This is a genomic window from Streptomyces sp. NBRC 110611 (assembly GCF_001590865.1).
Classification (GTDB): Bacteria; Actinomycetota; Actinomycetes; order Streptomycetales; family Streptomycetaceae; genus Streptomyces.
The window spans coordinates 250908-273610 of record NZ_BBUY01000007.1 but is presented as its reverse complement, the minus strand read 5'-3'; the positions used below and the strand labels follow the sequence as shown (position 1 = coordinate 273610).

24 protein-coding genes are annotated in these 22703 nt (G+C 71.9%); 12 read left to right on the top strand and 12 right to left on the bottom strand.

Going from position 1 to position 22703, the window contains the following annotated elements:
- Positions 1-10: 10 nt before the first annotated feature.
- The 3 genes from AZE13_RS18275 (at position 11) to AZE13_RS18265 (ending at position 2949) form a co-directional block, all read left to right on the top strand.
- Positions 11-436, top strand: coding sequence for an ectoine synthase (locus AZE13_RS18275; protein WP_066932525.1), 426 nt, complete (start codon positions 11-13; stop codon positions 434-436).
- A gap of 195 nt (positions 437-631) precedes the next feature.
- Entirely contained in the window at positions 632-1531 is a 900-nt protein-coding gene (thpD, locus tag AZE13_RS18270; protein ID WP_066932523.1) for an ectoine hydroxylase, read from the top strand.
- A gap of 107 nt (positions 1532-1638) precedes the next feature.
- Positions 1639-2949, top strand: coding sequence for an alpha/beta fold hydrolase (locus tag AZE13_RS18265; protein ID WP_066932521.1), 1311 nt, complete (start codon positions 1639-1641; stop codon positions 2947-2949).
- A 23-nt stretch (positions 2950-2972) separates the two neighbouring features.
- Here the strand turns inward: AZE13_RS18265 and AZE13_RS18260 are convergent, their stop codons facing one another.
- The 3 genes from AZE13_RS18260 to AZE13_RS18250 all read right to left on the bottom strand — a co-directional run bounded on the left by AZE13_RS18260 (position 2973) and on the right by AZE13_RS18250 (position 5149).
- Entirely contained in the window at positions 2973-4034 is a 1062-nt protein-coding gene (locus tag AZE13_RS18260) for an aminotransferase class V-fold PLP-dependent enzyme (protein ID WP_107288377.1), read from the bottom strand.
- 81 nt (positions 4035-4115) lie between these two features.
- Entirely contained in the window at positions 4116-4316 is a 201-nt protein-coding gene (locus AZE13_RS18255; protein ID WP_066932517.1) for a DUF397 domain-containing protein, read from the bottom strand.
- Complete coding sequence (locus AZE13_RS18250) at positions 4313-5149, bottom strand: helix-turn-helix transcriptional regulator (RefSeq protein ID WP_066932782.1); 837 nt, start codon at positions 5147-5149, stop codon at positions 4313-4315. The genes AZE13_RS18255 and AZE13_RS18250 overlap by 4 nt, the downstream gene beginning before the upstream one ends.
- A gap of 106 nt (positions 5150-5255) precedes the next feature.
- On the opposite strand from AZE13_RS18250, the gene AZE13_RS36960 reads away from it, so the two are divergent.
- Together AZE13_RS36960 and AZE13_RS18240 are read left to right on the top strand one after the other, a co-directional pair.
- Positions 5256-5456 (top strand): hypothetical protein, encoded by a 201-nt coding sequence (locus AZE13_RS36960; RefSeq protein ID WP_066932515.1) that lies wholly within the window; start codon positions 5256-5258, stop codon positions 5454-5456.
- Between the two features lie 45 nt (positions 5457-5501).
- A complete protein-coding gene (locus AZE13_RS18240; protein WP_066932513.1) occupies positions 5502-6182 on the top strand; it encodes a class I SAM-dependent methyltransferase in 681 nt (226 codons plus the stop codon).
- On the opposite strand, the gene AZE13_RS18235 is transcribed toward AZE13_RS18240, so the two are convergent.
- Positions 6133-6750, bottom strand: coding sequence for a GNAT family N-acetyltransferase (locus tag AZE13_RS18235; protein ID WP_079124120.1), 618 nt, complete (start codon positions 6748-6750; stop codon positions 6133-6135). The genes AZE13_RS18240 and AZE13_RS18235 overlap by 50 nt on opposite strands.
- 147 nt (positions 6751-6897) lie before the next feature.
- Between AZE13_RS18235 and AZE13_RS18230 the strand changes: the two genes are divergently transcribed.
- From AZE13_RS18230 to AZE13_RS18210, 5 genes are all read left to right on the top strand, one after another.
- Positions 6898-8226 carry a sensor histidine kinase gene (locus AZE13_RS18230; RefSeq protein WP_079124131.1) on the top strand — a complete coding sequence of 443 codons (1329 nt, stop codon included), beginning with the start codon at positions 6898-6900 and terminating at the stop codon, positions 8224-8226.
- Between the two features lie 14 nt (positions 8227-8240).
- A complete protein-coding gene (locus tag AZE13_RS18225) occupies positions 8241-8948 on the top strand; it encodes a response regulator transcription factor (RefSeq protein ID WP_066932510.1) in 708 nt (235 codons plus the stop codon).
- 186 nt (positions 8949-9134) lie between these two features.
- The gene (locus AZE13_RS18220) at positions 9135-9746 is read left to right on the top strand and encodes a hypothetical protein (protein ID WP_066932508.1); all 612 of its coding nucleotides are present in this window, start codon (positions 9135-9137) and stop codon (positions 9744-9746) included.
- 94 nt (positions 9747-9840) lie between these two features.
- The gene (locus tag AZE13_RS18215; protein WP_066932506.1) at positions 9841-10110 is read left to right on the top strand and encodes a GlsB/YeaQ/YmgE family stress response membrane protein; all 270 of its coding nucleotides are present in this window, start codon (positions 9841-9843) and stop codon (positions 10108-10110) included.
- A 129-nt stretch (positions 10111-10239) separates the two neighbouring features.
- Positions 10240-11526 carry a TerD family protein gene (locus AZE13_RS18210; RefSeq protein ID WP_079124119.1) on the top strand — a complete coding sequence of 429 codons (1287 nt, stop codon included), beginning with the start codon at positions 10240-10242 and terminating at the stop codon, positions 11524-11526.
- A 24-nt stretch (positions 11527-11550) separates the two neighbouring features.
- Here AZE13_RS18210 and AZE13_RS18205 read toward each other — a convergent pair whose 3' ends face one another.
- Both AZE13_RS18205 and AZE13_RS18200 read right to left on the bottom strand, forming a co-directional pair.
- Positions 11551-13035, bottom strand: coding sequence for an alkaline phosphatase PhoX (locus AZE13_RS18205; protein ID WP_066932502.1), 1485 nt, complete (start codon positions 13033-13035; stop codon positions 11551-11553).
- 184 nt (positions 13036-13219) lie between these two features.
- Positions 13220-14842, bottom strand: a complete 1623-nt coding sequence (locus AZE13_RS18200) for a hypothetical protein (protein WP_066932500.1) — start codon at positions 14840-14842, stop codon at positions 13220-13222.
- Between the two features lie 308 nt (positions 14843-15150).
- On the opposite strand from AZE13_RS18200, the gene AZE13_RS18195 reads away from it, so the two are divergent.
- Together AZE13_RS18195 and AZE13_RS36955 are read left to right on the top strand one after the other, a co-directional pair.
- Positions 15151-17061 (top strand): endonuclease/exonuclease/phosphatase family protein, encoded by a 1911-nt coding sequence (locus tag AZE13_RS18195; protein WP_079124118.1) that lies wholly within the window; start codon positions 15151-15153, stop codon positions 17059-17061.
- Between the two features lie 227 nt (positions 17062-17288).
- Positions 17289-17438, top strand: a complete 150-nt coding sequence (locus tag AZE13_RS36955; protein WP_181690372.1) for a hypothetical protein — start codon at positions 17289-17291, stop codon at positions 17436-17438.
- 289 nt (positions 17439-17727) lie between these two features.
- Here AZE13_RS36955 and AZE13_RS18190 read toward each other — a convergent pair whose 3' ends face one another.
- From AZE13_RS18190 to sufC, 6 genes are all read right to left on the bottom strand, one after another.
- Entirely contained in the window at positions 17728-18585 is an 858-nt protein-coding gene (locus AZE13_RS18190; RefSeq protein ID WP_079124117.1) for an EI24 domain-containing protein, read from the bottom strand.
- A gap of 124 nt (positions 18586-18709) precedes the next feature.
- Entirely contained in the window at positions 18710-19720 is a 1011-nt protein-coding gene (gene dapD, locus AZE13_RS18185; protein ID WP_066932498.1) for a 2,3,4,5-tetrahydropyridine-2,6-dicarboxylate N-succinyltransferase, read from the bottom strand.
- A 163-nt stretch (positions 19721-19883) separates the two neighbouring features.
- Positions 19884-20219 (bottom strand): metal-sulfur cluster assembly factor, encoded by a 336-nt coding sequence (locus AZE13_RS18180; RefSeq protein WP_066932496.1) that lies wholly within the window; start codon positions 20217-20219, stop codon positions 19884-19886.
- Entirely contained in the window at positions 20216-20674 is a 459-nt protein-coding gene (gene sufU / locus AZE13_RS18175) for a Fe-S cluster assembly sulfur transfer protein SufU (RefSeq protein WP_066932494.1), read from the bottom strand. The genes AZE13_RS18180 and sufU overlap by 4 nt, the downstream gene beginning before the upstream one ends.
- A gap of 11 nt (positions 20675-20685) precedes the next feature.
- On the bottom strand, positions 20686-21942 hold the full coding sequence (locus AZE13_RS18170) for a cysteine desulfurase (protein WP_066932492.1): 1257 nt from the start codon (positions 21940-21942) through the stop codon (positions 20686-20688).
- Entirely contained in the window at positions 21939-22703 is a 765-nt protein-coding gene (gene sufC / locus AZE13_RS18165) for a Fe-S cluster assembly ATPase SufC (protein ID WP_066932491.1), read from the bottom strand. The genes AZE13_RS18170 and sufC overlap by 4 nt, the downstream gene beginning before the upstream one ends.

Genomic DNA, 22703 nt, shown 5'->3' with positions numbered 1-22703 from the left:
CCGACTCACCGTGATCGTCCGATCCTTCCAGGACATCGAAGGCACCGACCGCCATGTCAAGGCCAAGTCCGGCACGTGGGAGAGCAAGCGCATCGTCCTCGCCAAGGAGCGCGTCGGCTTCTCGCTGCACGAGACCGTGCTCTACGCGGGCACCGAGACCTCCATGTGGTACGCCAACCACATCGAGGCCGTCGTCTGCACCGAGGGCGAGGCCGAGCTGACCAACGACGAGACCGGCGAGAAGCACACCATCACGCCCGGCGTGATGTACCTGCTCGACGGGCACGAGAAGCACACCATGCGGATCAAGAAGGACTTCCGCTGCCTCTGCGTCTTCAACCCGCCGGTCACCGGTCGCGAGGACCACGACGAGAACGGGGTATACCCCCTGCTGACCGAGCCGGACACGGAGCCCGAGCCGGTCCGGACCGCCTGACCGGCCCGCACCCTCGGACCGGCCCGCACCCTGCGGCCGGTCCGAGCGGTCCGGACCGTCGCCCTCCCCCAGCTACCGCCGGGGGACCCCCAGCCCCGTCCGGCAGCTGAGAAAGGCACCAGACAGCACAGACCGCACACCTCACGCATCGATCGCGTACGCCAGATTCCGTACGAGAGGAGAGGAAGGCAGCACATGACCACCGCACCCGAGCGCACCGCCGACCTGTATCCGACCCGGGGCACCGAAGAGGTGCTCATCGAGCGCAAGGACCCCGTGGTGTGGTCCGAGCCGGGCGCGGCGGGGCCGGTATCCGCCGAGGAGCTGGCGGGGTTCGAACGGGACGGGTTCCTGACGGTCGACCAGCTCATCAGCCCGGACGAGGTGGCCGTCTACCGTGCCGAGCTGGAGCGGCTGATCAACGATCCCGCGATGCGGGAGAACGAGCGCGCCATCGTGGAGCCGCGCTCGAAGGAGATCCGCTCGCTCTTCGAGGTGCACCGGATCAGCGAGGTGTTCGCCGAGCTGGCCGCCGATCCGCGCGTCGCCGGACGGGCGCGGCAGATCCTGGGCTCGGACGTCTACGTCCACCAGTCCCGGATCAATGTGAAGCCGGGTTTCGGTGCGAGCGGGTTCTACTGGCACTCGGACTTCGAGACCTGGCACGCGGAGGACGGTCTGCCGAACATGCGCACCGTGTCGGTGTCGATCGCGCTCACCAGGAACTACGACAGCAACGGCGGGCTCATGATCATGCCGGGCTCGCACCGGACGTTCCTGGGCTGCGCGGGTGCCACGCCCAAGGACAACTACAAGAAGTCGCTGCAGATGCAGGACGCGGGCACCCCGTCGGACGAGGCGCTCACCCGGCTGGCTTCGGAGTACGGCATCCGGCTGTTCACGGGTGAGGCCGGTTCGGCGACCTGGTTCGACTGCAACGCGATGCACGGCTCGGGCGACAACATCACGCCGTACCCGCGCAGCAACGTTTTCCTCGTCTTCAACAGCGTGGAGAATGCGGCGGTGGAGCCGTTCGCGGCTCCGGTCCGGCGTCCGGCGTTCATCGGCGCGCGGGACTTCAGTCCGGTGAGGTGAGGTCCGGCCCCCGGCACCAGGGGCCGGGTCGTACAGATGGCGCGGCCGCGCACGGCAGGGTCCGTGTGGCGGCCGCGCCCTGTCGTGCGAGGAGGGTTCGAGGAGTCATGGCTGTCGACCGGCTGCCCGGGGTGGTACTGACCGACCATGTGCTGGAGGTGCCGCTGGATCACGACGATCCGGGCGGTGAGCGGCTGACGGTGTACGGCCGGGAGGCGGTGGCCGCGGGCCGGGAGGACGAGGAACTGCCCTGGCTGCTGTTCCTTCAGGGCGGCCCCGGGTTCCCCTCCCCGCGTCCGGTGGGGCAGGAGTCCTGGCTGAAGCGGGCGCTGGAGGACCACCGGGTGCTGCTGCTCGACCAGCGCGGTACCGGACGCTCGACCCCCGCGAACCGCCAGACCCTGCCGCTGCGCGGCGGACCGGAGCGGCAGGCCGCGTATCTGGCGCACTTCCGGGCCGACTCGATCGTGCGGGACGCCGAGCTGTTCCGCCGCCGGCTGGTCCCGGACGGCGGCCCGTGGAGCGTACTGGGCCAGAGCTTCGGCGGGTTCTGCACGGTCTCCTACCTTTCGCACGCCCCCGAGGGGCTGTCGGCGGCGTATGTCACCGGCGGTCTGCCGGGGCTGACGGCGACCGCCGAGGATGTCTACCGGGCGGCGTATCCGCGGGTCGCCCGCAAGAACGCGGCGCACTACGCCCGCTATCCGCAGGACGTGGCGGCGGTGCGGCGGATAGCGGAGCACCTGCGCGAGCACACCGTACGGCTGCCGGGCGGCGGACTGCTGACCGCCGAGGCGTTCCAGGCCCTGGGCCTGATGCTGGGCAGCGGAGCCGGTTCGCACACCCTGCACCACCTGGTGGCCGAGGCCTGGGTGACAGGTGCGGCCGGGCCCGAACCGGCGGACACCTTCCTGCACTCCGTACAGGACCATCTCTCCCACGCCGCCGCCCCGTTGTTCGCGGTGCTGCACGAGTCGCTCTACGGACAGCGCTCGGTGGACCCGGGGCCCACCGGCTGGGCGGCCCAGCGGCTCAGGTCCGAGTTCGCGGCCTTCGACGTGGACGTGGCGCTGGCGGGCGACGGGCCGGTGTACTTCACCGGCGAGATGATGTACCCGTGGCTGTTCGACACCGATCCGGCGCTCCGCCCGCTGAAGGAGACCGCGCAGGCGCTGGCGGAGCGGACGGACTGGCCGGACCTGTACGACGCCGGGCGGCTGGCGGCCAATGAGGTGCCGGCCGCCGCGGCGGTGTACTTCGACGACATGTACGTCGACACCGCGCACGCGCTGCGCACCGCCGAGACCATCCGCGGGCTGCGGGTGTGGGTGACCAACGAATGGGAGCACGACGGCCTGCGGGTGAGCGACGGGGCGGTGCTGCACCGGCTGATGCGGATGGTGCGCGGGGAGATCTGAGGCGCGGGGAGATCTGAGGCCGGCTACCCCAGGAGCGCCAGCAGCCGGTCCACGTCGGCCGTCGAGTTGTAGAGGTGGAAGGCCGCGCGGAGCAGTCCGCCACGCACCGAGACCTGTACGCCCGCCTCGGCCAGCCGGCCCGCGGCGTCCGCGATTCCCGGAGTGGAGACGATCGCCGAGCCGGGCGCGGGGCGCGGCGTCAGACCGCGTGCGGCCAGCCCCTCGCGGTAGTACGCGGCGAGCCCGGTGTTGTGGTCGTGGATCGCGGCCACGCCCAGTTCCCCGATGAGGGCGAGCGACGGTTCGGCGCCGACGTACGAGAGGAAGACCGGCGGTTCGTCGAAGCGCCGGGCGGTGGTGGCCGGGGTGATCAGGCCGTAGTTGGACATGCCGGGGTCCTCGCCCGCGGCCCAGCCGGCGTGCAGCGGAGCCGGCCAGTCCGGTCCGCCCGTGCCCTCGCCGCCGAACGCCAGGAACGTCGCGCCGCGCGGGCACAGCAGCCACTTGTAGGCGCCGGCGACGAGGTAGTCGAAGTCCGCGGCGCGCAGCGGCAGCCAGCCGGCGGCCTGGGTGGCGTCGACGAAGGTGCGCGCCCCGTGGGCCCGCGCGGCCTCCCGTACCGCGGCCAGGTCGGCGATCCGGCCGTCCAGCGACTGCACGGCGCTGAAGGCGACCAGTGCGGTGCCGGGACGCACCGCGTCGGCGAGCGCTTCCAGGGGAACGGTGCGCAGCGTGATGCCGGGGTGGGTGCCGAAGGGGTTGAGGAGGGAGCTGAAGTCGCCCTCGGGGGCGAGGACTTCGGAGCCGGGCGGAAGCGAGGCGGCGATCAGCGCGGACCGTACGGCGACCGAGCTGCCGATGGCGACCCGCTCGGCGGGCAGACCCAGCAGGCGGGCGAAGGCGGCACGGGAGGCGGTGGCGGCGGCGAAGTAGTCGCGGCCCATGGTGCCGTAGGAGGTGGATTCGTCGAGGGCCGCGCGCAGAGCGGCGGCGCTGCGGCGCGGAAGCAGTCCGCTGGAGGCGGAGTTCAGGTAGGTGGTCTCGGGCGCGAATTCGGCCCCGGCGAGTGGCTCGTGTCGCTGCATGACCCCACTCTGCTCGGCGCGGACCGCCCCGTCCATGATGTTCCGGCCCGGCCCGGGCGTCCCCCGGCCGGGCCCTCAGGGTCAACGGGTGGGAAGTTCGCCATCCTTGACGCTGGCCACGAACGTCTGCCAGGACGACACGGAGAAGGCCAGCGCCGGGCCGTGCGGGTCCTTGCTGTCACGGACGGGGACGACGCCGGGGATGTTGGCGGCGGCCTCGACGCAGTCGCCGCCGTTGTCGCTGTAGGAGGACTTGAACCAGCAAGGGGATTCGGTCGTCACGGGGTTCCCTTTCGTACCTGCTCGATCATGGCCACGGATGCCGCCTGCGACAAAGCTTCGGCCTGCAATTGATGGTACTCCGTCAGAACGGGCACCACGGAGGTACGCTCCCGGTCCAGGTTTCCCTGAGCCTGAGATTCGGCGTAGCAGACCAGGGACCGGTCCGGCAGCGTCAAGAGGTTGACGGGCAGGTTGAGCGCGCGGCGCTCCCCTATCTCGAACGGTGCCACCTGCAACAGCGTGTTCGGCAGTTCGGCGAACTCGACCAGCCGCGCCAACTGTGCGTCCATGACGGTGGAGCCGCCGACCGGCCGACGAATACAGCTTTCGTCCAGGGTCACAAACACCATGGGTGGCCGAGGCCGCTCCAGTGCCGCCTGACGCTCCGCCAGAAGCGCGACACGTTCCTCCGCCTGCTCGGGCGTGATGGCTCCCCGCCGCACGGCGCTGTCCACCAGCACGCGTGCGTACTCCGGTGTCTGCAACAGGCCGGGGATGATCCCGATGTTGTAGAGCCGGATCTCCACTGCCCGGCCCTCGTACTCGACGTACTCCGGGAAACCCTCCAGCAGGCTGCCCTGCTTGATCTCGCGGTACTCACGCTCGAACGAGTCCGCTGTGCCCTCGAAGCCGAAGGCCCGGTCCAGACTGCGCGCGAACCGGAGGGTTGGAGGCTTTCTGCCGTTTTCGACGGCTGAGACATGCACACTGGAATATTCCGCACGCTCGGCCAGGTCCTCTTGAGTCCATCTCCGCGCCTCTCGCAGACGGCGTAAGCGTGCTCCGTAGGCCGCCCGAGGGGAGGCGTCCGGGTTCAACTCATTGCGATTCAGGGGACGTTCACCGCCCTTTCGCCCACAAGTGGCAGGTTGAATGGCCCCTGACTCTAGGCCACTCCGAGGCCTCCTGGTAGCGGAATCGCTACGGAGAGGAGTTGTCGTGCCCGAACAGAATGCGCGGCGCTTGACCCCACCCGTCCACCTCGGCATCCCCCGGCCCGCGCCCGAACCCGCCCCCAGCTGCGACGTCTGCGCTGCGCTGGTACATGAGCGCCGGCTTGCCGAAGCGCGCGAGGACCGGAGCAAGGTCTCCGACCTGAACATCGAACTCCGCAACCACCCGCATGAAGGACGCCGGTAGGCGAGGCTCACCGGCGCCCCGCGGGACCGCCGGTACCGTGCGGCCATGACCTCGTCACAGGGATTTCTCGGCTTCTGGGAGACCACCGGGGCCGCCAAGACGTTCACCCACCCGCTCGATCCGGAGCTTCTGGACGCCTACGTTCCACGGACCGCGCGGGTGCTGGACTACGGCTGCGGCTACGGGAGGCTCACCGCCGAGCTGGCCGGGCTGGGGTACCGCGAGGTGCGCGGGGTGGATGTCTCCGCGGCGCTGATCTCGCGGGGGCGGCGGGAGCATCCGGAGCTGGATCTGATGCGCTGGACCGGGATTCCGCTGCCGTTCGAGGAAGGCTCCTTCGACGCGGCGCTGCTGTTCGCGGTGCTCACTTGCGTGCCCGGGGACGAGGAACAGTCGGCGATCGTGGCAGAGCTGGGGCGGCTGGTGCGGCCCGGTGGGGTGCTGTACCTCAGCGATGTGCCGTTGCAGGGCGATCCGCTGAACCAGGAGCGCTATGCGCGGTTCGCGGAGTGGTACGGGACGTCGGGGGTGTTCGAGACGCCCGACGGCGGGGTGTTCCGGCACCATCCGCCGGATCGGCTGCGGGGGCTGGTGCGGGCCGCGGGCTTCTCGGTGGTGGCGGAGCGGTGGGGTTCGGTGATGACGATGAACGGGCGGACGGCGGAGCGGCTACAGCTCATCGCCCGACGGGCGGCGGTGGACGGTCCTGGGGCAGGTCCAGCGTGAGGGTGAGGTGGGTGGCGTCGGGGGCGGGGCGGCGGTCGGGGTCGGGGCGCCAGCTGAGGCGCCGGTAGAAGGCGCGGGCCCGACGGTTGTGCCAGCGCACGTCCAGGACGGCCCGCGTGAAGCCGGCGGTGTGCCAGCGGCGGAGACAGGAGGTGTGCAGGGCGCGGCCGATGCCGGTGCCCCAGTGGGCGGGGGCGACGTGGAGCTGGTGGAGCGTGACGGTGGGGCGGGCGCGGTCGGCGCGAGGGTGGTTCCCCCGCGCCGCTGAGCCGTGGGGGAGGTAGCAGGCGGCGCCGAGAACGGTGCCGTTCCGGACGGCGCAGAGCAGGGCCGTGTCGTCGTGGTCCAGGGCGCGGGCCCAGGCGTCGTACCGGCGGGCGTGGCCGGCCGGATCGTCTAAGGGGGCGCCGGGGAAACGGGCGCGGTGGTGGGCGGCGCGGGCGGCGGTGTGCAGGGCGGCGATGGCCGCCAGGTCCGCGCGGTCGGCGGTACGCACCCGGACGGGGCCACGGACGGTGAGCGTGCCGCGGACGGTGTCCGCCGCGCCGTCCTCGTCCTCGTCCTCCATTCCCGTCACGCCGGGACTGTATGGCTGCCCGAACAGACGGGTCAAGGACACCGGCCGGGCCGGGCCGGCAGCGCCGGAGGCGGAGGCCGGCGGTACCGTGCCGGGTCCGCGCCCATGCCACTGCCCCACCTGGCCTACGCTGTGCATATGAGCGTCGGAGTACGGCGGGGGCGGCTCCGGACGATAGGCAGCCGCTGGGCCCATCTCATCCTGGGCGGCGCCCTGCTGATGCCGTTCTACCTGCTGGCCTCGGTCGCCGCCCCCTTGCTCGTGGACGGTGCCGACCCGCTGCGCGAGGCGCCCTGGCAGTTCATCGCCTTCGGTTGCGCCCTGCCGCCGGCCGCGCTGGCCGCGCTGCTCTTCCCGCTGCTGCGGCCGCTGGAGGCGACGGCCGTACGGTCGCTGTGCGGGGTGCCCGCGGAGCGGCTGGCGGACGGGCCGGCCCTCTCCTGGGCGGCCCGTCGGCGCAGCGCCCTGTGGTTCGTGGCGCATCTGCTGGCCGGCGGGGTCGTCAGCGGGATGACACTGACCGCGCCGCCGGCCGCCGTGGTACTGATCCTGCTGCCGCTGTCGGGCCCGCTGAAGGGCGTCGTACCGGACTGGATGCGCGCTCTGCCCGTCGCGTACGGCCCGCTCGCCGGGCTGGGGCTGCTGGCCCTGGTCGTCGGCACCGCCTGGGCGGCCGGGGCGCTGCTGGCCCGCTGCGCGCCGGTGCTGCTGGGCCCCACGCCCGCCGACCGGCTGGCCGCCGCCGAGCACCGGGCCGCTGATCTGGCGACCCGTAACCGGCTGGCCCGCGAGCTGCACGACGCGGTGGGGCATGCGCTGAGCGCGGTCACGCTGCAGGCGAGCGCGGCCCGCCGGGTGCTGGACGCGGACCCGGAGTTCGTCCGGCAGGCCCTGGCCGCCATCGAGGACACCACCCGGGAGGCGGTCGCCGAACTCGACACCGTACTGGGCCTGTTGCGCGAGGAGACGGAGACGGACACCGGCCGGCCGGCACCGGCACCCGGTCTGGATGCGCTGGAGGCGTTGCTGGACCGGACCCGTGCGGCGGGCGTGAGAGTACGGGTGACGGTCGAGGGACGGTGGGCGGACCTGCCGCCGATGGTGTCGCGGGAGGCGTACCGGATCGTGCAGGAGGGCCTGAGCAACGCGCTGCGGCACGCCGGGCCGGTGCCGGTACGGCTCCGTCTGCGGCGGGACGAGCGGGAGCTGACGCTGCTGCTGGAGAACCCGATGCCCGGCGACCACCCACTGTCCGGTGAGGATCCCCCGGCCCGTTCGGGCGGCGGCCGGGGCCTGCACGGGATCGCCGAACGGGCGCGGCTGCTGGGCGGCGAGGCGACGGCCGGCGCCCGGGACGGCGTATGGCGGCTGACGGCCCGGCTGCCGCTGCCCGGCGCGGAACCGGACACGGAACGCGGAACGGCGGGAGAAACGGCCGGAGAAACGGCGGGAGAGGCGACACGGTGACGGAGACAACGGGGATGACGGGCCGGGACGACGGCGGGTCGGCATCCGGCGACGACGCGATCCGCCCGCTGCGGATCGTCCTCGCCGACGACGAGCGGATGGTGCGTACGGCGCTGCGCGCGATCCTGGGCGCCGAGGCCGACATGGAGGTGGTCGGCGAGGCGGCGACCGGCGCGGAGGCGGTACCGCTGATCCGGGCCCTGCGCCCCGATGTCGTCCTGATGGACGTGCGGATGCCGGAGATCGACGGAATCCGCGCCACCGAGCAGGTGCTCACCGGGATGGACCGGCCGCCGCGCATCGTCGTCGTGACGACCTTCGAGAACGACGCGTATGTGTACGAGGCGCTGCGGGCCGGCGCCAGCGGGTTCCTGCTCAAGCGGTCCGGGGCGGAGGACCTGGTCCAGGCCGTACGGCTGGTGGCCCGCAGCGACTCGCTGCTGTTCCCGGCGGCGGTGCGCCGGCTGGCCACCGAGCACGCGGGGCGGCGGGCCGCGGAGGACACCGTGCGGGCGCTGCGGGCCCGGTTGTCCGAGCGGGAGCGGGCGGTGCTGCGGCTGATGACGGCCGGCATGACGAATGCGGAGATAGCGGAACGTCTGGGGGTGGGCCCGGCCACCGTGAAGACCCATGTGGCGGGGGTGCTGGCCAAGCTCGGGGTGCGGGACCGGACCCAGGCGGTGATCGCCGCGTACGAATGCGGATTCGTCCGCCCGGGCTGACGGCCCACTCCCCTCACCCGTCCCGCTCCCCCGTCACCCGTCCCGCTCCGCCCGTCACCCGAACACCGCACGTCAGCAGGCCCGTCCGGGCCCGGTCGGCGTATTCCGGACTCAGGAGGCGCGGAACTCCACCAACTTCCCCGTGGCGCGAGGGTGTGTCACATCCGCGCTTCGCGGAGGCCTCAGATGCGATCCCCCCGACTGCTCACCGGCGCCGCACGGTCCGCCGCGCTGGCCGGCACCGCGCTGTCCGCCGTCGTCCTCGGCCTGACCACCACCACGGCGTCCGCCGGTGACTTCGGTGACATCGGGACCTCCCCCGACCCGGCCCGGCCCGGCGCCACCGTCTCACTGTCCACCACGGACTGCGGGAACAGCCGCTCCGCGAGCATCGACGCCAGCACGGTGGGCGGCGGCACCCTCTCCTTCACCCGCGGCTCCGACAAGGGCCCGCTGGCCGCCTGGCTGAAGCTCCGGCCCGACACCGAACCGGGCACCTACGGGGTGGGCGGCACCTGTGACAACGGCAAGGAGATCGCCGGCACGGTCCATATCGGCGCGGCCACCGGCACCACCGGCCCCGCAACCGGAACCGGAACCGGAACCGGCAACAGCAACGGCCACCGTGCCACCGGATCCAGCACACCGCCCAGGGCCGGCATGACGGCGGGTGCCGGCAGCGGCACCGGCGAGAACACCAGCACCACCGAGATCGCCGCGGGCACGGGCGCGCTGCTGGCGGCTTTCGCCGGCGGCATCTGGTGGGTACGGCGCCGGCGCACCCGCGGCGAGGTCTGAGCCGGTCCGCGGCGGCGGCACGGAACCCTGACGTCCCCGGCTGCGTCCTGGTGGGTGTACCGACCACCCGTCGTGCAGGAACGAGGAACGCAACATGGGTATCGTCAGCTGGCTCGTCCTGGGCCTGATCGCAGGTGTCATCGCCAAGGTCCTGCTGCCCGGCCGGGACCCGGGCGGACTGGTCGGCACGACGCTGATCGGCATCGCGGGTTCCTTCATCGGCGGCTGGCTCTCCACCAAGTTCCTGGACCGCCCGATTCCGAAGGACTTCGGCGAGCCGTCCATGTGGATCGCGTCGATCGCCGGTGCGCTGGTCCTGCTGATCGGCTACCGGCTGCTCTTCGGCAACTCCCGTGACCGGTGAGGCGGGAGCCGTGCGCGAGGGAGCCGCGCGTAGAAGAGCCGTGTGTGAGAGAGCCATGCGCGAGAGAGCCGTGTGTAAGAGAGCCGTAGGTAATGGAACCGCAAAGGCGAGCCGATCGTTGGTTCCGGCATGACCGCTATGACTCCTGGCTCGAACCTCCCGCTCACCGCCGCGCGAGTGGCGGTTGACGTCACCGCCCCGGTACGGCTGGACGTGTCGGGCCTGCTGCTCGCCGCCGACGGCAAAGTGCGCTCCGACGACGACTTCGTCTTCTACAACCAGCCCAGCGGACCGGGCGTGACCCACTCCGCGGCGGCCTCCGGCGGTGACACCATCACGGTGGACACCGCCGCGGTGCCCGACGGCATCGAGAAGATCGTGGTGACCGCGAGTCTCGACGCCCCCGGCACCACCTTCGCCGGCACCGAGCCGACCGGCACGGTCCGCGACGCCGACACCGGCAGCGTCATCGCCTCGTTCACCCCGCCGCAGCTGGGCCCGGAGACCGCGCTGGTGGTCGTGGAGATCTACCGCCGCGGCGGCGCCTGGAAGGTCCGTGCGGTCGGCCAGGGCTACGCCAACGGGCTGGCGGGGATCGCCAACGACTTCGGCGTCAGCGTGGAGGAACCGTCCGCTCCCGTCACCCCGGCAGCCCCCGCGGCACCTGCTGCACCTGCTGCACCTGCCGCAGCCGCACCGACTGCCCCGGTACCTCCGGCACCCCCGGCTCACCCGGCCCCCGCCGGCCAGTGGGGACCGCCGACCGGCACCCCGGCCCCGGTTGCCCCGCCGGCGGCCGCCGCCTCCCCCACCGCGCCTCCCCTGCCCGCCGGCTCCGGCAAGGTCAACCTCGACAAGGGCCGGGTCAGCCTCCAGAAGAACCAGACGGTCTCCCTGGTCAAGGGCGGCCGTCCGCTGCTGAGTTCGGTCCGTATGGGTCTCGGCTGGGAGCCCGCCTACCGCGGCAAGAACATCGACCTGGACGCCTCGGTCATCGCCTACGGCCCGGACCGCAAGAAGGTCGACAACTGCTTCTTCGGCAAGCTGATGATCCTCGGCGGTGCCATCCAGCACTCGGGCGACAACCTCACCGGCGAGGGCGCCGGCGACGACGAGTCGATCACCGTCCACCTCGGCGGCCTCCCCGCAGAGGTGACCGGCCTGGTCTTCGTCGTGAACTCCTTCTCCGGTCAGAAGTTCTCCGATGTCGCCAAGGCCTACTGCCGCCTGGTCGACGCCCAGAGCGGCGAGGAACTGGTCCGCTTCGACCTCACCCACGCCGAGCCCCGTACGGGCGTGATGATGGCGAAGCTGATCCGCCAGTTCTCCGGTGAGTGGGAGATGACGGCACTGGGCGAGTTCGTCGACGCCCGCACCGTCCGCGGCATGGTCAAGCCGGGCGGCCAGGCGCTCTAGAGCCCGACCGCCCATCCGGCAGGCCTACGGCCGGTGCCGGTGCTGCCGCTTCCAGGGGCCCGTGATGGCGAGCATGATGCCGGGCTCCTGGATGTTGGCGAACAGCGTCCGCCCGTCGGGGGAGAAGACCGGTCCGGTGAACTCGCTGAACTCCGGCTTGTCCGCGGTGCCGATATTGAGTTCGTTGCGGGCAATCGGGTACGACCGGCCGTCGTCGGTGGTGCCGAACAGGTGCTGTACGCCCTCGCCGTCCTCGGCGATGATCAGGCCGCCGTAGGGCGAGACCGTAATGTTGTCCGGGCCGTCCAGTGCACCGTCCTCGCCCGGGTCGGGGTTGACGCCCAGCAGCACCTTCAGGGTCAGGGTGCGCCGCTTCGGGTCGTAGAACCAGACCTGCCCGTCGTGCCGGACCGGGCTCTCCGCACGGGCGTAGGAGGACACGATGTACGCGCCGCCGTCCGCCCACCACATGCCTTCCAGCTTGCGGGCGCGGGTGATCTCGCCGTCCTTGAACTGCTTGCGCACCGGGACGGTACGGGCGTCGCGGTCGGGGACCTCGACCCAGTCGACACCGTAGACGGTGCCGGTCCTGGTGGCCCGGGAGAGGTCGTCGACGAACCGGCCGCCGGAGTCGAAGCACTTGAAGGCCGCCAGGACACCTGCGTTGTCGTCGAGGGTACGCAGCCGGCCGCGGCCGTGGCGGAAGCCGGGCGGCGGGGTCCAGCGGTAGAGGAGGCCGTTGGGCTGGTCGGCGTCCTCGGTCAGGTAGAGGTGGCCGCGCTTGGGGTCGACGACGACGGCTTCGTGGGCGTAACGGCCCAGCGCCTTGAGGGGCTTGGGGTTCCGGCCGGCCTTGAGGTCGTGCGGGTCGACCTCGAAGACATAGCCGTGATCCTTGGTCATGCCGTGCTCGCCGGCCTTGTGCTCGGACTCCTCGCAGGTGAGCCAGGTGCCCCAGGGAGTGGTGCCGCCCGCGCAGTTGGTGGACGTACCGGCGATGCCGACCCACTCGCCGACCGTGGTGCCGTCCTTGGCCACCTCGACGATGGTGCAGCCGCCGGAGGCCGCCGGGTCGTAGACCAGTCCCTCGGCGAGCGGCACCGGGTGCGGCCAGTCGGCGCGCGGGCCCTTCAGTTCGTGGTTGTTGACCAGGAGAGTGGTGCCGCGCCGGCCGGCGAAGGTGCCGGTGCCGTCGTGGTTCGACGGGGTGAACTCACCGCTGTCGAGCCGGGTGACACCGCAGTGGGTGACGATCTTGTACGAGAATCCGGCGGGCAGCGCGAGGATGCCCTCCGGGTCCGGGATCAGCGGGCCGTAGCCGATACCGCGGTCGGCACCGTGACCGCCCGCCGCGTCCGCCCCGCCCGCCGCGCCGTCCGGGCCGGCGTCCGGCGCTGCCTCGGCGATCGCCCCCGGCGCGGTGGCCAGCACACCTACGCTGCCGGCCAGCGCGACCCCGGCGCCGGCGAAGGCGGAACGCTTGGCGAAATCTCTCCGCGTGAGCGGCATTGTCATCTCCTGGATGGCCGTCTTCTGCTCCCCTGTGCGCCGCACACGCTCTCGCGCGTCGTCGAACTCGAGTTGAACGCGGCGCGACGTCCAGGAAGCGGTTGGCCTGTCTCCAGGTAGCCGGGAGGGCCGGGCGGGCACCCGGCCCTCCCGGCCCTCCGGCCTGTGGTGTCGGCCCCCGCCGTCAGTGCGACTGCCGCGAGCGCGCCTTGAAGGCGGCCTTGCGGGCCTCCTTGGCCGACTTCTTGTCGGGGTGCAGTCGGCCCATGGCCTCCAGGACGTCGGCGGTGGCCGGGTGGTCCACCCGCCAGACGGCGTCGAAGAATCCGCTGTGCTGGTCGCTCAAGCCGCGTACCAGATCGCGGAGTTCGGCCTCGGTGTCCTCGTCGGCGCGGTCCAGCTGGGCGGCGACGGTGTCCACCGTCAGCCAGAAGATCATGTCCTGGGACGGCTCCGGGATGCCGGGGAGGGCGCGCTCGGCCAGCCAGACCCGGGCCAGCCCGCCCAGCTCCCGGTCGTCGAGCACCTCGCGCAGGGCCGCCTCGGCCTCCGGCGCGGCCAGGGAGAGGGTCTGCTGGGCGGCGAGCCGGCGGCCCGGGGCGTATGCGTCGTCACCGCGGGCGGCGGCGAGCAGGTCCCGGGCCGCGTCCAGCGGCTGACGGGCGGCGAGCCACAGCTCGGACTCGGCCCGGGCGATCCCCTCGGGGTAGTCGGGCAGCTCGTCCAGGAGGACATCGGCGCCCTTGTCGCTGAGGTCACCGACCGCCGGGGCGTGGGCGCCGGCGTCCAGCAGCCGGGCGCGGACCGCGTAGACGCCGAGCGGGGTGAGCCGGACCAGGCCGTAGCGGGAGACGTCCTCGTCGGTGAGCGGCTCGGTGCCGGAGGTCCCGTCCGGACGGGAGCCTGCCGAAGCCCCTACGGGGCGGACCGTCCGTCCCGGTTCCGCGCCCCGGTCCTCGTCCTGTTCGTCGAGCTCCTCGATGAGCGCCTCGTCGACCGGCCGGTAGGCGACCAGGCCGATCGGCGCCAGCACCCGGAACTGGTCGTCCAGGCGCATCATCACCTCGGAGACCTCCTCGAGGACGTCGTCGGTGGGCTCGTCCATATCGTCCGGGACGACCACGGAGGCGGCCAGGGCGGGCAGCGGTACGTCCCGGCCGGGGTCGTCGGCGAGGGCGGAGAGGAGGTAGAGGTTGCCGAGGATGCCCTCCAGCAGCTCGGCTTCCTCCTCCGGGTTCCAGTCGATCGCGTCCAGGTCCAGTTCGCCGCCTTCGGCGATCTGCTCGGCGATGTCCGCGAGGTCCGGGGCGGCCGCGTCGGCGAAGACGGTCTCCACGCCGGCGAGCCAGATGTCGAGGACGTCCTGCGGGCTGCCGGAGGTGAGCAGGCCCAGCTCCTCGCCCGGGGTAGCCGTACCATCCGCGACCGCGCCGTCGGACAGCTCCCCGGCTCCCGCGGCTTCCTCGGCCCCCGCGGCGCCTGCCGCCCCCTCGGCCTCCTCGGCCCCCTCGGTCTCCGCCGCCGCCTCGTTCTCCTCGATCTCGACCAGCCCGGTGTCCACCGCGAGCTGCCAGGCCTCGGCAGCGTGGGCGGGCCCGTCCTCGTCACCGGCCAGTCCGAGGTGGTCGGTGGCGGCGGCCAGCGAGTCCTGGAAGAGCTCGCCGCCCACCCCGACCGGGACGCCGGGCTCGGCCCAGCGGGCGAGTCGCACGGCCCGGGCCATCAGGGGGGTACTCAGCGCGTCCCGGGCCAGCTCCGCTTCGGGACGCAGCCGCACCGGCGGCAGGGTGGGGCGGTCTGCGGACATCGGGTGCTCAGCTCCTCGGACGGACTACGGCGTGTGCGCCGCCCAAGCGTAGACGGAATTCGCCGTATGTCAGACGGTTCACCCCCGCTCCGCCCGCTGATCACCGGGAAGACCTTGACAACTCCCTGGCACACACCGGAAATTGACGCGCGTAGCGCGGGGTGCGGCTCCGCGCGCGGTGATCGCGACGCCTCGTTCACGCTCGCCTTCGCCCCCCCCGCATCGTCCCTCACTCCCACTCGCTCCCACTCACTCCCACTCACCCTCACGCACTCCCCCTTCACCCCCCATACCCCTCGGAGGCATGTATGCCGTCCCGTCGTCGCACTGTCCCGTCCCGTCGTCCCACACCATCGCCATCCGTTCGTCCCACACCATCGCCATCCCGTCGTCCGCTCCACCGCAGACCGGCCGCCCTGGGCGCGGTGGTGGCCGCCGCCCTCGTCGGCGGGCTGCTGACCGCCACCCAGTCCGCGTCCGCGGCCGGGGCCCGGATCCACGACATCCAGGGCAGCACCCGCATATCCCCGCTGGCCGGGAAGCAGGTCGGCGAGGTGCCCGGCACGGTCACCGCGGTCCGCTCGGCCGGCTCGTCGCGCGGCTTCTGGGTGCAGGACCCGCGGCCGGACGGCGATCCGGCCACCAGTGAGGCGGTCTTCGTCTTCACCGGCAAGGAGACCCCGAAGGTCGCCATCGGCGACGCGGTCACCGTCTCCGGCACGGTCAGCGAGTACTACCCGGGCGGCAAGGACGCCGGTCTCCAGTCCGTGACCGAGATCACCGACGCGACCTGGCGGACCGTCTCCACGGGCAACCCCCTGCCGGCCGCCTTCCGTCTCCACCCGGCCTCGGTGCCGAATCGTTACGCCCCCGACGCGGGCGGCCGGAACATCGAATCCCTGCCGCTGCGCCCCGCCTCGTACGCGCTGGACCGCTACGAGTCGCTGGAGGGCATGCGGGTCTCGGTGTCCGATGCGCGGGTCGTCGGGCCGACCAGCAAGTACCACGAGCTGTGGGTGACCGCCGAGCCGTGGCACAACCGCACGGTCCGCGGCGGCACGCTCTACCGCTCGTACGGGGACCCCAACGGCGGCCGGATCAAGGTGGCTTCGCCGGCTCCCTCCGACCGGCGGCCGTTCCCGGTGGCCGACGTCGGCGACGAGCTGACCGGCACCACCGCCGGACCGCTGGACTACGGCAGCTTCGGCGGCTACACCCTCCAGGCCACCGAGCTGGGCAGGCTCACCGACCGCGGCCCCGCGCCGGAGACCACCCGCAAGCAGCGGCCGGACGAGCTGGCGGTGGCCACCTACAACGTCGAGAACCTCTCCCCCGCCACCCCGCAGGCCAAGTTCGACCGGCTGGCGAAGGCGCTGGTGCGGAATCTGTCCGCCCCCGACATCGTGGCCCTGGAGGAGGTCCAGGACGACAACGGCCCGGCCGACGACGGTACGGTCACCGCCGGGGCGACCCTCACCAGGCTCACCGAGGCGATCAAGGCGGCCGGCGGACCGGCGTACGCATGGCGGCAGATCGACCCGGTGAACGGGCAGGACGGCGGCCAGCCGGGCGGCAACATCCGGGTCGCGTTCCTGTTCAACCCCGCGCGGGTGTCCTTCACGGACATCGAGGGCGGCGACGCCACCACGCCGGTGAAGGTGATCGCCGACCAGGGCCGGGCCACCCTGTCCGCGTCCCCCGGCCGGATCGCGCCCACCGACCCGGCGTGGAAGACCAGCCGCAAGCCGCTGGTCGGCCAGTTCTCGCTGCGGAGCCGCCCGGAGAGCCGGGTGTTCGTGATCGCCAACCACTTCAACTCCAAGGGCGGCGACCAGGGGCTGCACGGCCGTTTCCAGCCGCCGGCCCGGAGTTCGGAGAGCCAGCGCATCGCGCAGGCGAAGCTGGTCAACACCTTCGTCAAGGAGCTGCTGGCGGTGGATCCCAAGGCAGCGGTGGTGGTGGCCGGCGACCTCAACGACTACTCGTTCTCGCCGGCCCTGAAGAACCTCACCGCCGGCGGGGTGCTCACCGACCTGGTCGACAGGCTGCCGCAGGCCGAGCGGTACGGGTACGTCTACGACGGCAACTCGCAGGTGCTCGACCATATGCTCACCAGCCGGCGGCTGTCCCGGGCCGACTACGACATCGTGCACCTCAACGCCGAGTACGCCGACCAGGCCAGCGACCACGACCCGCAGGTACTGCGCGTACGGCCGTGAGCCATGACCGGCAACCAGCGGCCCTCGGTCATGAGCCATGGCCAGTGACCGCCGGCCGTGACCGGGACGCCCGGCCTCGACCAGCCCTGATCACCCCGCGTCGACCAGGCGCGATCACACCCCGTGACGTCAACGTCACCCGACTGGCCGTGGTCCGGGCGCCAACCATCATCGGGGGTGCGCTACTGGGCACGTAAGCAACATTCGGCGAGACATGAGGAGTCATCATGCCGAAGGCGCAGAACCGTAAGTCGGGCAGCAAGGACCGTGCCGCGGAGCGGCGCTCCGGCCAGCAGAAGCGGAGGTCGTCGGAGGAGTCCGCATCCGAGCGCACCCAGGACCTGAAGCGTTCGCGGAACGGCCTGACTGACGCGTGATGGGCCTGTGATGCCCGGGCGGCCGTCGCACCCAAAAGGCGCGGCGGCCGCTCCGCGCCCCGGCCCGCCCGCCGGCCCGCCCCACCCCGGGCCCGCCCCGCCCCGGCCGCAACGCCGCTGCGCGGCCACGCCCTTGGCGACTCGCCCCGCCCCGCCACCGGGAACACCGGCCCCGCCGCCGGGAATCCGGGAATACCGCCGCACCCCACCCCGTTGTGGCCCCGCAGGGGGCCCTCGCATCCCCTAGGGAATCCGTTCGAACCACCCCTACGGGATGCGTTCGACATCCCTAGACGCGCGCGGCCCCACCACCGTCCGGCGTGGACCCCTTCGGCGTGGACTGGTTCGGCGCGGACGCGTTCGGTGCGGAGGCGTTCGGCGCGGGCCGGTCGTGATCCGGAGGTGCCTGCTCGGCCGGTGCCAGGTCCCGCACCAGCAGGGTCGCCCCGGCCACCGCCCCCGGCATCAGTACCACCGCGACGAACGGGACCAGGAAGAGCAGCACGAGCGGGGTGCCGAAGCCGACCGCGAGCGCCGTACGGCCGCGCAGCAGCCGCAGCCGCTCGCGCACCGGGATGCCGCGGCGCTGCAGGGCCACCGAGGTCAGCTCGACGGCGAGGAAGAAGCCGGAGACGCAGAAGCCGATCGCGGGAATCACAGTCTGTCCGATGACCGGCACGAATCCGAGGGCGAACAGCAGGATCCCGAATCCCGCGGCCCGCAGCAGCACATGGACGCTGTCCCGCAGCGCGATCAGGATCTCCTGCCACAGCGGAAGCCCCGGCCCGGGTGGGCAGTGGCCCTCGCTCTCCTCCACCTTCTCCGAGAGCGACTCGTAGAAGGGGTCACCGATCAGCAGGGTGACGGCGGTGAAGGTGAGCACCGACAGCAGCAGCCCGCCCGCGATCAGCAGGGCCACGAACACCCCGCGCAGCAGCCCCTGCCAGGGCGAGCCCCAGTCGTCGGCGAACGGCGTGGCCCAGGCGGCGATATCGCCGGACCAGATGGCGAGGGCGGTGAGCACCCCGGCGTAGAGCACCAGCGCGATCAGCGCCGGAATCATGCCGAAACCCCACCACCGGCCGTGCTGGGCAACCCAGCGCTGGCCCTTGCCCAAATACCGTATCCCCGTTGCAAGATCACGCATGCGCGTAAGCCTAGCGGTGGGACGGCGACTGACCGGCCGGGCGTACGGCGACGGCCCGGCGGAGGAATTCGTCCGCCGGGCCGTCGCCGATGCCTGCCGTACCCGCTCGGTCGCGCGCGTCCGCTCAGTTGTGGCTGTGCAGGATTTCGTTCAGGCCGCCCCAGGCCGCCTTGTTCGGGCGGGCCTCGACGGTGCCGGTGGTGGAGTTGCGGCGGAAGAGGATGTTGTCGCCGCCGGAGAGCTCGGCGGCCTTGACGATCTGGCCGTCGGGCATGGTGACGCGGGTGCCCGCGGTGACGTACAGGCCGGCCTCGACGACGCACTCGTCGCCCAGCGCGATCCCGATGCCGGACTCGGCGCCGAGCAGGCAGCGCTCGCCGATCGAGATGATCTGCTTGCCGCCGCCCGACAGGGTGCCCATGGTCGAGGCGCCGCCGCCGATGTCCGTGCCGTCGCCGATGACCACGCCGGCGCTGATCCGGCCCTCGACCATGGAGGTGCCCAGGGTGCCGGCGTTGAAGTTGACGAAACCCTCGTGCATGACGGTGGTGCCGGCCGCGAGGTGGGCGCCCAGGCGGACCCGGTCGGCGTCCCCGATCCGTACGCCGGCGGGCGCGACGTAGTCGGTCATCCGCGGGAACTTGTCGACGCTGGTGACCTGGAGGTGCAGCCCCTCGGCGCGGGCGTTGAGCCGCACGGTCTCCAGCTGGTCGACGGCCACCGGGCCCAGCGAGGTCCAGGCGACGTTGGCCAGCAGGCCGAAGACGCCCTCGAGGTTCTGCCCGTGCGGCTTGACCAGGCGGTGGCTGAGCAGGTGGAGGCGGAGGTAGACGTCGTGCGCGTCCAGCGGCTTGTCGTCGAGGGCGGCGATGACCGTACGGACGGCGATCACCTCGACCCCGCGGACCGGGTCGGGACCGATCGCCTTGCGCGCGGCGGCGCCCAGCAGTTCGGCGGCACGCTCGGCGTCCAGGCGCTCGGTGCCGGCCGGGCCGGCGCCGTCGGCGACCAGCTCGGGGGCCGGGAACCAGGTGTCGAGAACGGTGCCGTCGGGGGTGACGGTGGCGAGCCCGGCGGCGACGGCGCCGGTGGTACGGGGGTTCGGAGCGGAAGCGGAAACAGCAGCATCGGTCATGTCCGAAACCTAACCGGAGGGCGCCCGCGGAGGCGAACCGGTCTCAGCGATCGGCTCCGGTCCGTACGGCAGCGGCGGTGGCGGAATGGCGAAACGGCCGTGCCCGCCGGCGGGTAACCGGCGGGCACGGGGCCGTGACGCTGCGCCGCGGTGCGGCGTCACGTCAGACGTTGAAGCCCAGCGCGCGGAGCTGCTCGCGGCCGTCGTCGGTGATCTTGTCGGGGCCCCACGGGGGCATCCAGACCCAGTTGATGCGCAGCTCGCTGACCAGGCCGTCGGTGGCGGACTTCGCCTGGTCCTCGATGACGTCGGTCAGCGGGCAGGCCGCGGAGGTCAGCGTCATGTCGATGGTGGCGATGTTGGCGTCGTCGACGTGGACGCCGTAGACCAGCCCGAGGTTGACGACGTCGATGCCCAGCTCGGGGTCGACGACGTCGTACAGCGCCTCGCGGACCTCTTCCTCGGAGGCCGGCTTGGTGGTGGTCGGGGTGTCGGTCATGCGGTCTTCGCCTCCTGGGACAGGGCCTTGGCCGTGGCGTCCTTCCAGGCCATCCAGCTCAGCAGCGCGCACTTCACACGCGCCGGGTACTTCGAGACACCGGCGAACGCCACCGCGTCCTCCAGGATGTCCTCCATCGCGTCATCCGGCTCGACCTGGCCCTTGGACTGCATCAGCTCCAGAAACGTCTCCTGGATCTTCTGCGCCTGGCCGAGCTCCTTGCCGACCAGCAGGTCGTTGAGCACCGACGCGCTGGCCTGGCTGATCGAGCAGCCCTGCCCCTCGTACGAGACATCCGCGATCGTGGCACCCTCGTACCTCACCCGCAGCGTGATCTCGTCACCGCATGTCGGGTTGACGTGGTGCACCTCGGCATCGCCGTCCCGGAGACCGCGCCCATGGGGGTGCTTGTAGTGGTCCAGGATGACGTCCTGATACATCGAATCCAGCTTCACGTGCCAGCCCCTCAGCCGAAGAAGTTCCGTACGTGCTCCAGCCCCTCGACCAGGGCGTCGACCTCGGCCGGGGTGGAGTACAGGTAGAACGACGCTCGCGTGGTCGCGGGAATTCCGTACCGCAGGCAGACCGGCCGCGCGCAGTGATGCCCCACCCGTACCGCGATGCCCTGCTCGTCCAGGACCTGGCCGACGTCGTGGGGGTGGATGTCGCCGAGGGTGAAGGAGATCGTCGCCCCGCGGTCCTCGGCCGTCGTCGGGCCGATGATGCGCAGGTCGGGGACCTCTCGCAGCCGGCGGACGGCGTACTCGGTCAGCGCGTGCTCATGCGCGGCGATGTTGTCCATGCCGATGCCGGTGAGGTAGTCCACGGCCGCGCCGAGGCCGACGGCCTGGGCGATCGGGGGCGTACCGGCCTCGAACTTGTGCGGTGCGGGCGCGTAGGTGGACGAGTGCATCGAGACGGTCTCGATCATCTCGCCGCCGCCGAGGAAGGGGGGCAGGTCCTCCAGGAGTTCCTGGCGGCCCCACAGCACGCCGATGCCGGTCGGGCCGCACATCTTGTGGCCGGTGAAGGCGACGAAGTCGGCCTGCAGCGCCTGGACGTCCAGCAGCATGTGCGGGGCGGCCTGGGAGGCGTCGATCAGGACCAGGGCGCCGACCTCCTGGGCGCGGCGCACGATGGCCTCGACCGGGTTGAGGGTGCCCAGGATGTTGGAGACCAGGACGAAGGAGACGATCTTCGTCTTCTCCGTGATGACCTCGTCGATGGTGGACAGGTCGAGGCGGCCGTCGTCGGTGAGGCCGAACCACTTCAGCTTCGCGCCGGTGCGCTGCGCGAGCAGCTGCCACGGCACGATGTTGGAGTGGTGCTCCATCTCCGTGATGACGATCTCGGTGTCGGAGTCCACCCGGTAGGGCTCGTCGGCCCAGCCGAGCATGTTCGCCACGAGGTTCAGCGACTCCGAGGCGTTCTTGGTGAAGATCACCTCGTCGCGGCTGGGGGCGTTGATGAACGCGGCGACCTTGTCACGGGCGCCTTCGTACAGCGCCGTGGCCTCCTCGGCGAGGACGTGCACGCCGCGGTGGACGTTGGCGTTGTGCTGCTCGTAGTACTCGCTGAGAACGTCGAGGACCTGGCGCGGCGTCTGCGAGGTCGCCGCGTTGTCCAGGTAGACGAGCTTCCTGCCGTCGTGGAGCACCCGGTCCAGGATCGGGAAGTCCTTGCGGATCGCCTCGGTGTCGAGGAGGCCCGGCAGCTGTGTCATACCGTTGCGCCGCCCTTCACGTACTTGTCGTAGCCCTCGGCCTCCAGCTGGTCCGCGAGCTCCGGGCCGCCGGACTCGGCGATCCGGCCGTTGGCGAAGACGTGCACATGGTCGGGCTTGATGTAGCGCAGGATCCGCGTGTAGTGCGTGATCAGCAGCGTGCCGACCTCGCCGGTCTCGCGGACGCGGTTCACGCCCTCGGAGACGATGCGCAGGGCGTCGACGTCGAGGCCGGAGTCGGTCTCGTCGAGGATCGCGATCTTCGGCTTGAGCAGCTCCAGCTGAAGGATCTCGTGGCGCTTCTTCTCACCGCCGGAGAAGCCCTCGTTGACGTTGCGCTCGGCGAAGGCGGGGTCCATCGACAGGCGCGCCATGGCCTCCTTGACCTCCTTGACCCACAGCCGCAGCTTGGGGGCCTCGCCGCGGATGGCGGTGGCGGAGGTGCGCAGGAAGTTGGAGACCGAGACACCCGGCACCTCGACCGGGTACTGCATCGCCAGGAACACGCCGGCGCGGGCGCGCTCGTCGACGGACATCTCCAGGACGTCCTCGCCGTCGAGGGTGACCGAGCCACCGGTGATCGTGTACTTGGGGTGGCCCGCCAGGGAGTAGGCGAGGGTCGACTTGCCCGAGCCGTTGGGGCCCATGATGGCGTGCGTCTCGCCCTGCTTCACGGTCAGGTCGACGCCCTTCAGGATCTCGCGCGGGCCGTTCTCGGCCTCGACGGAGACGTGCAGGTCGTGGATCTCAAGCGTTGCCAT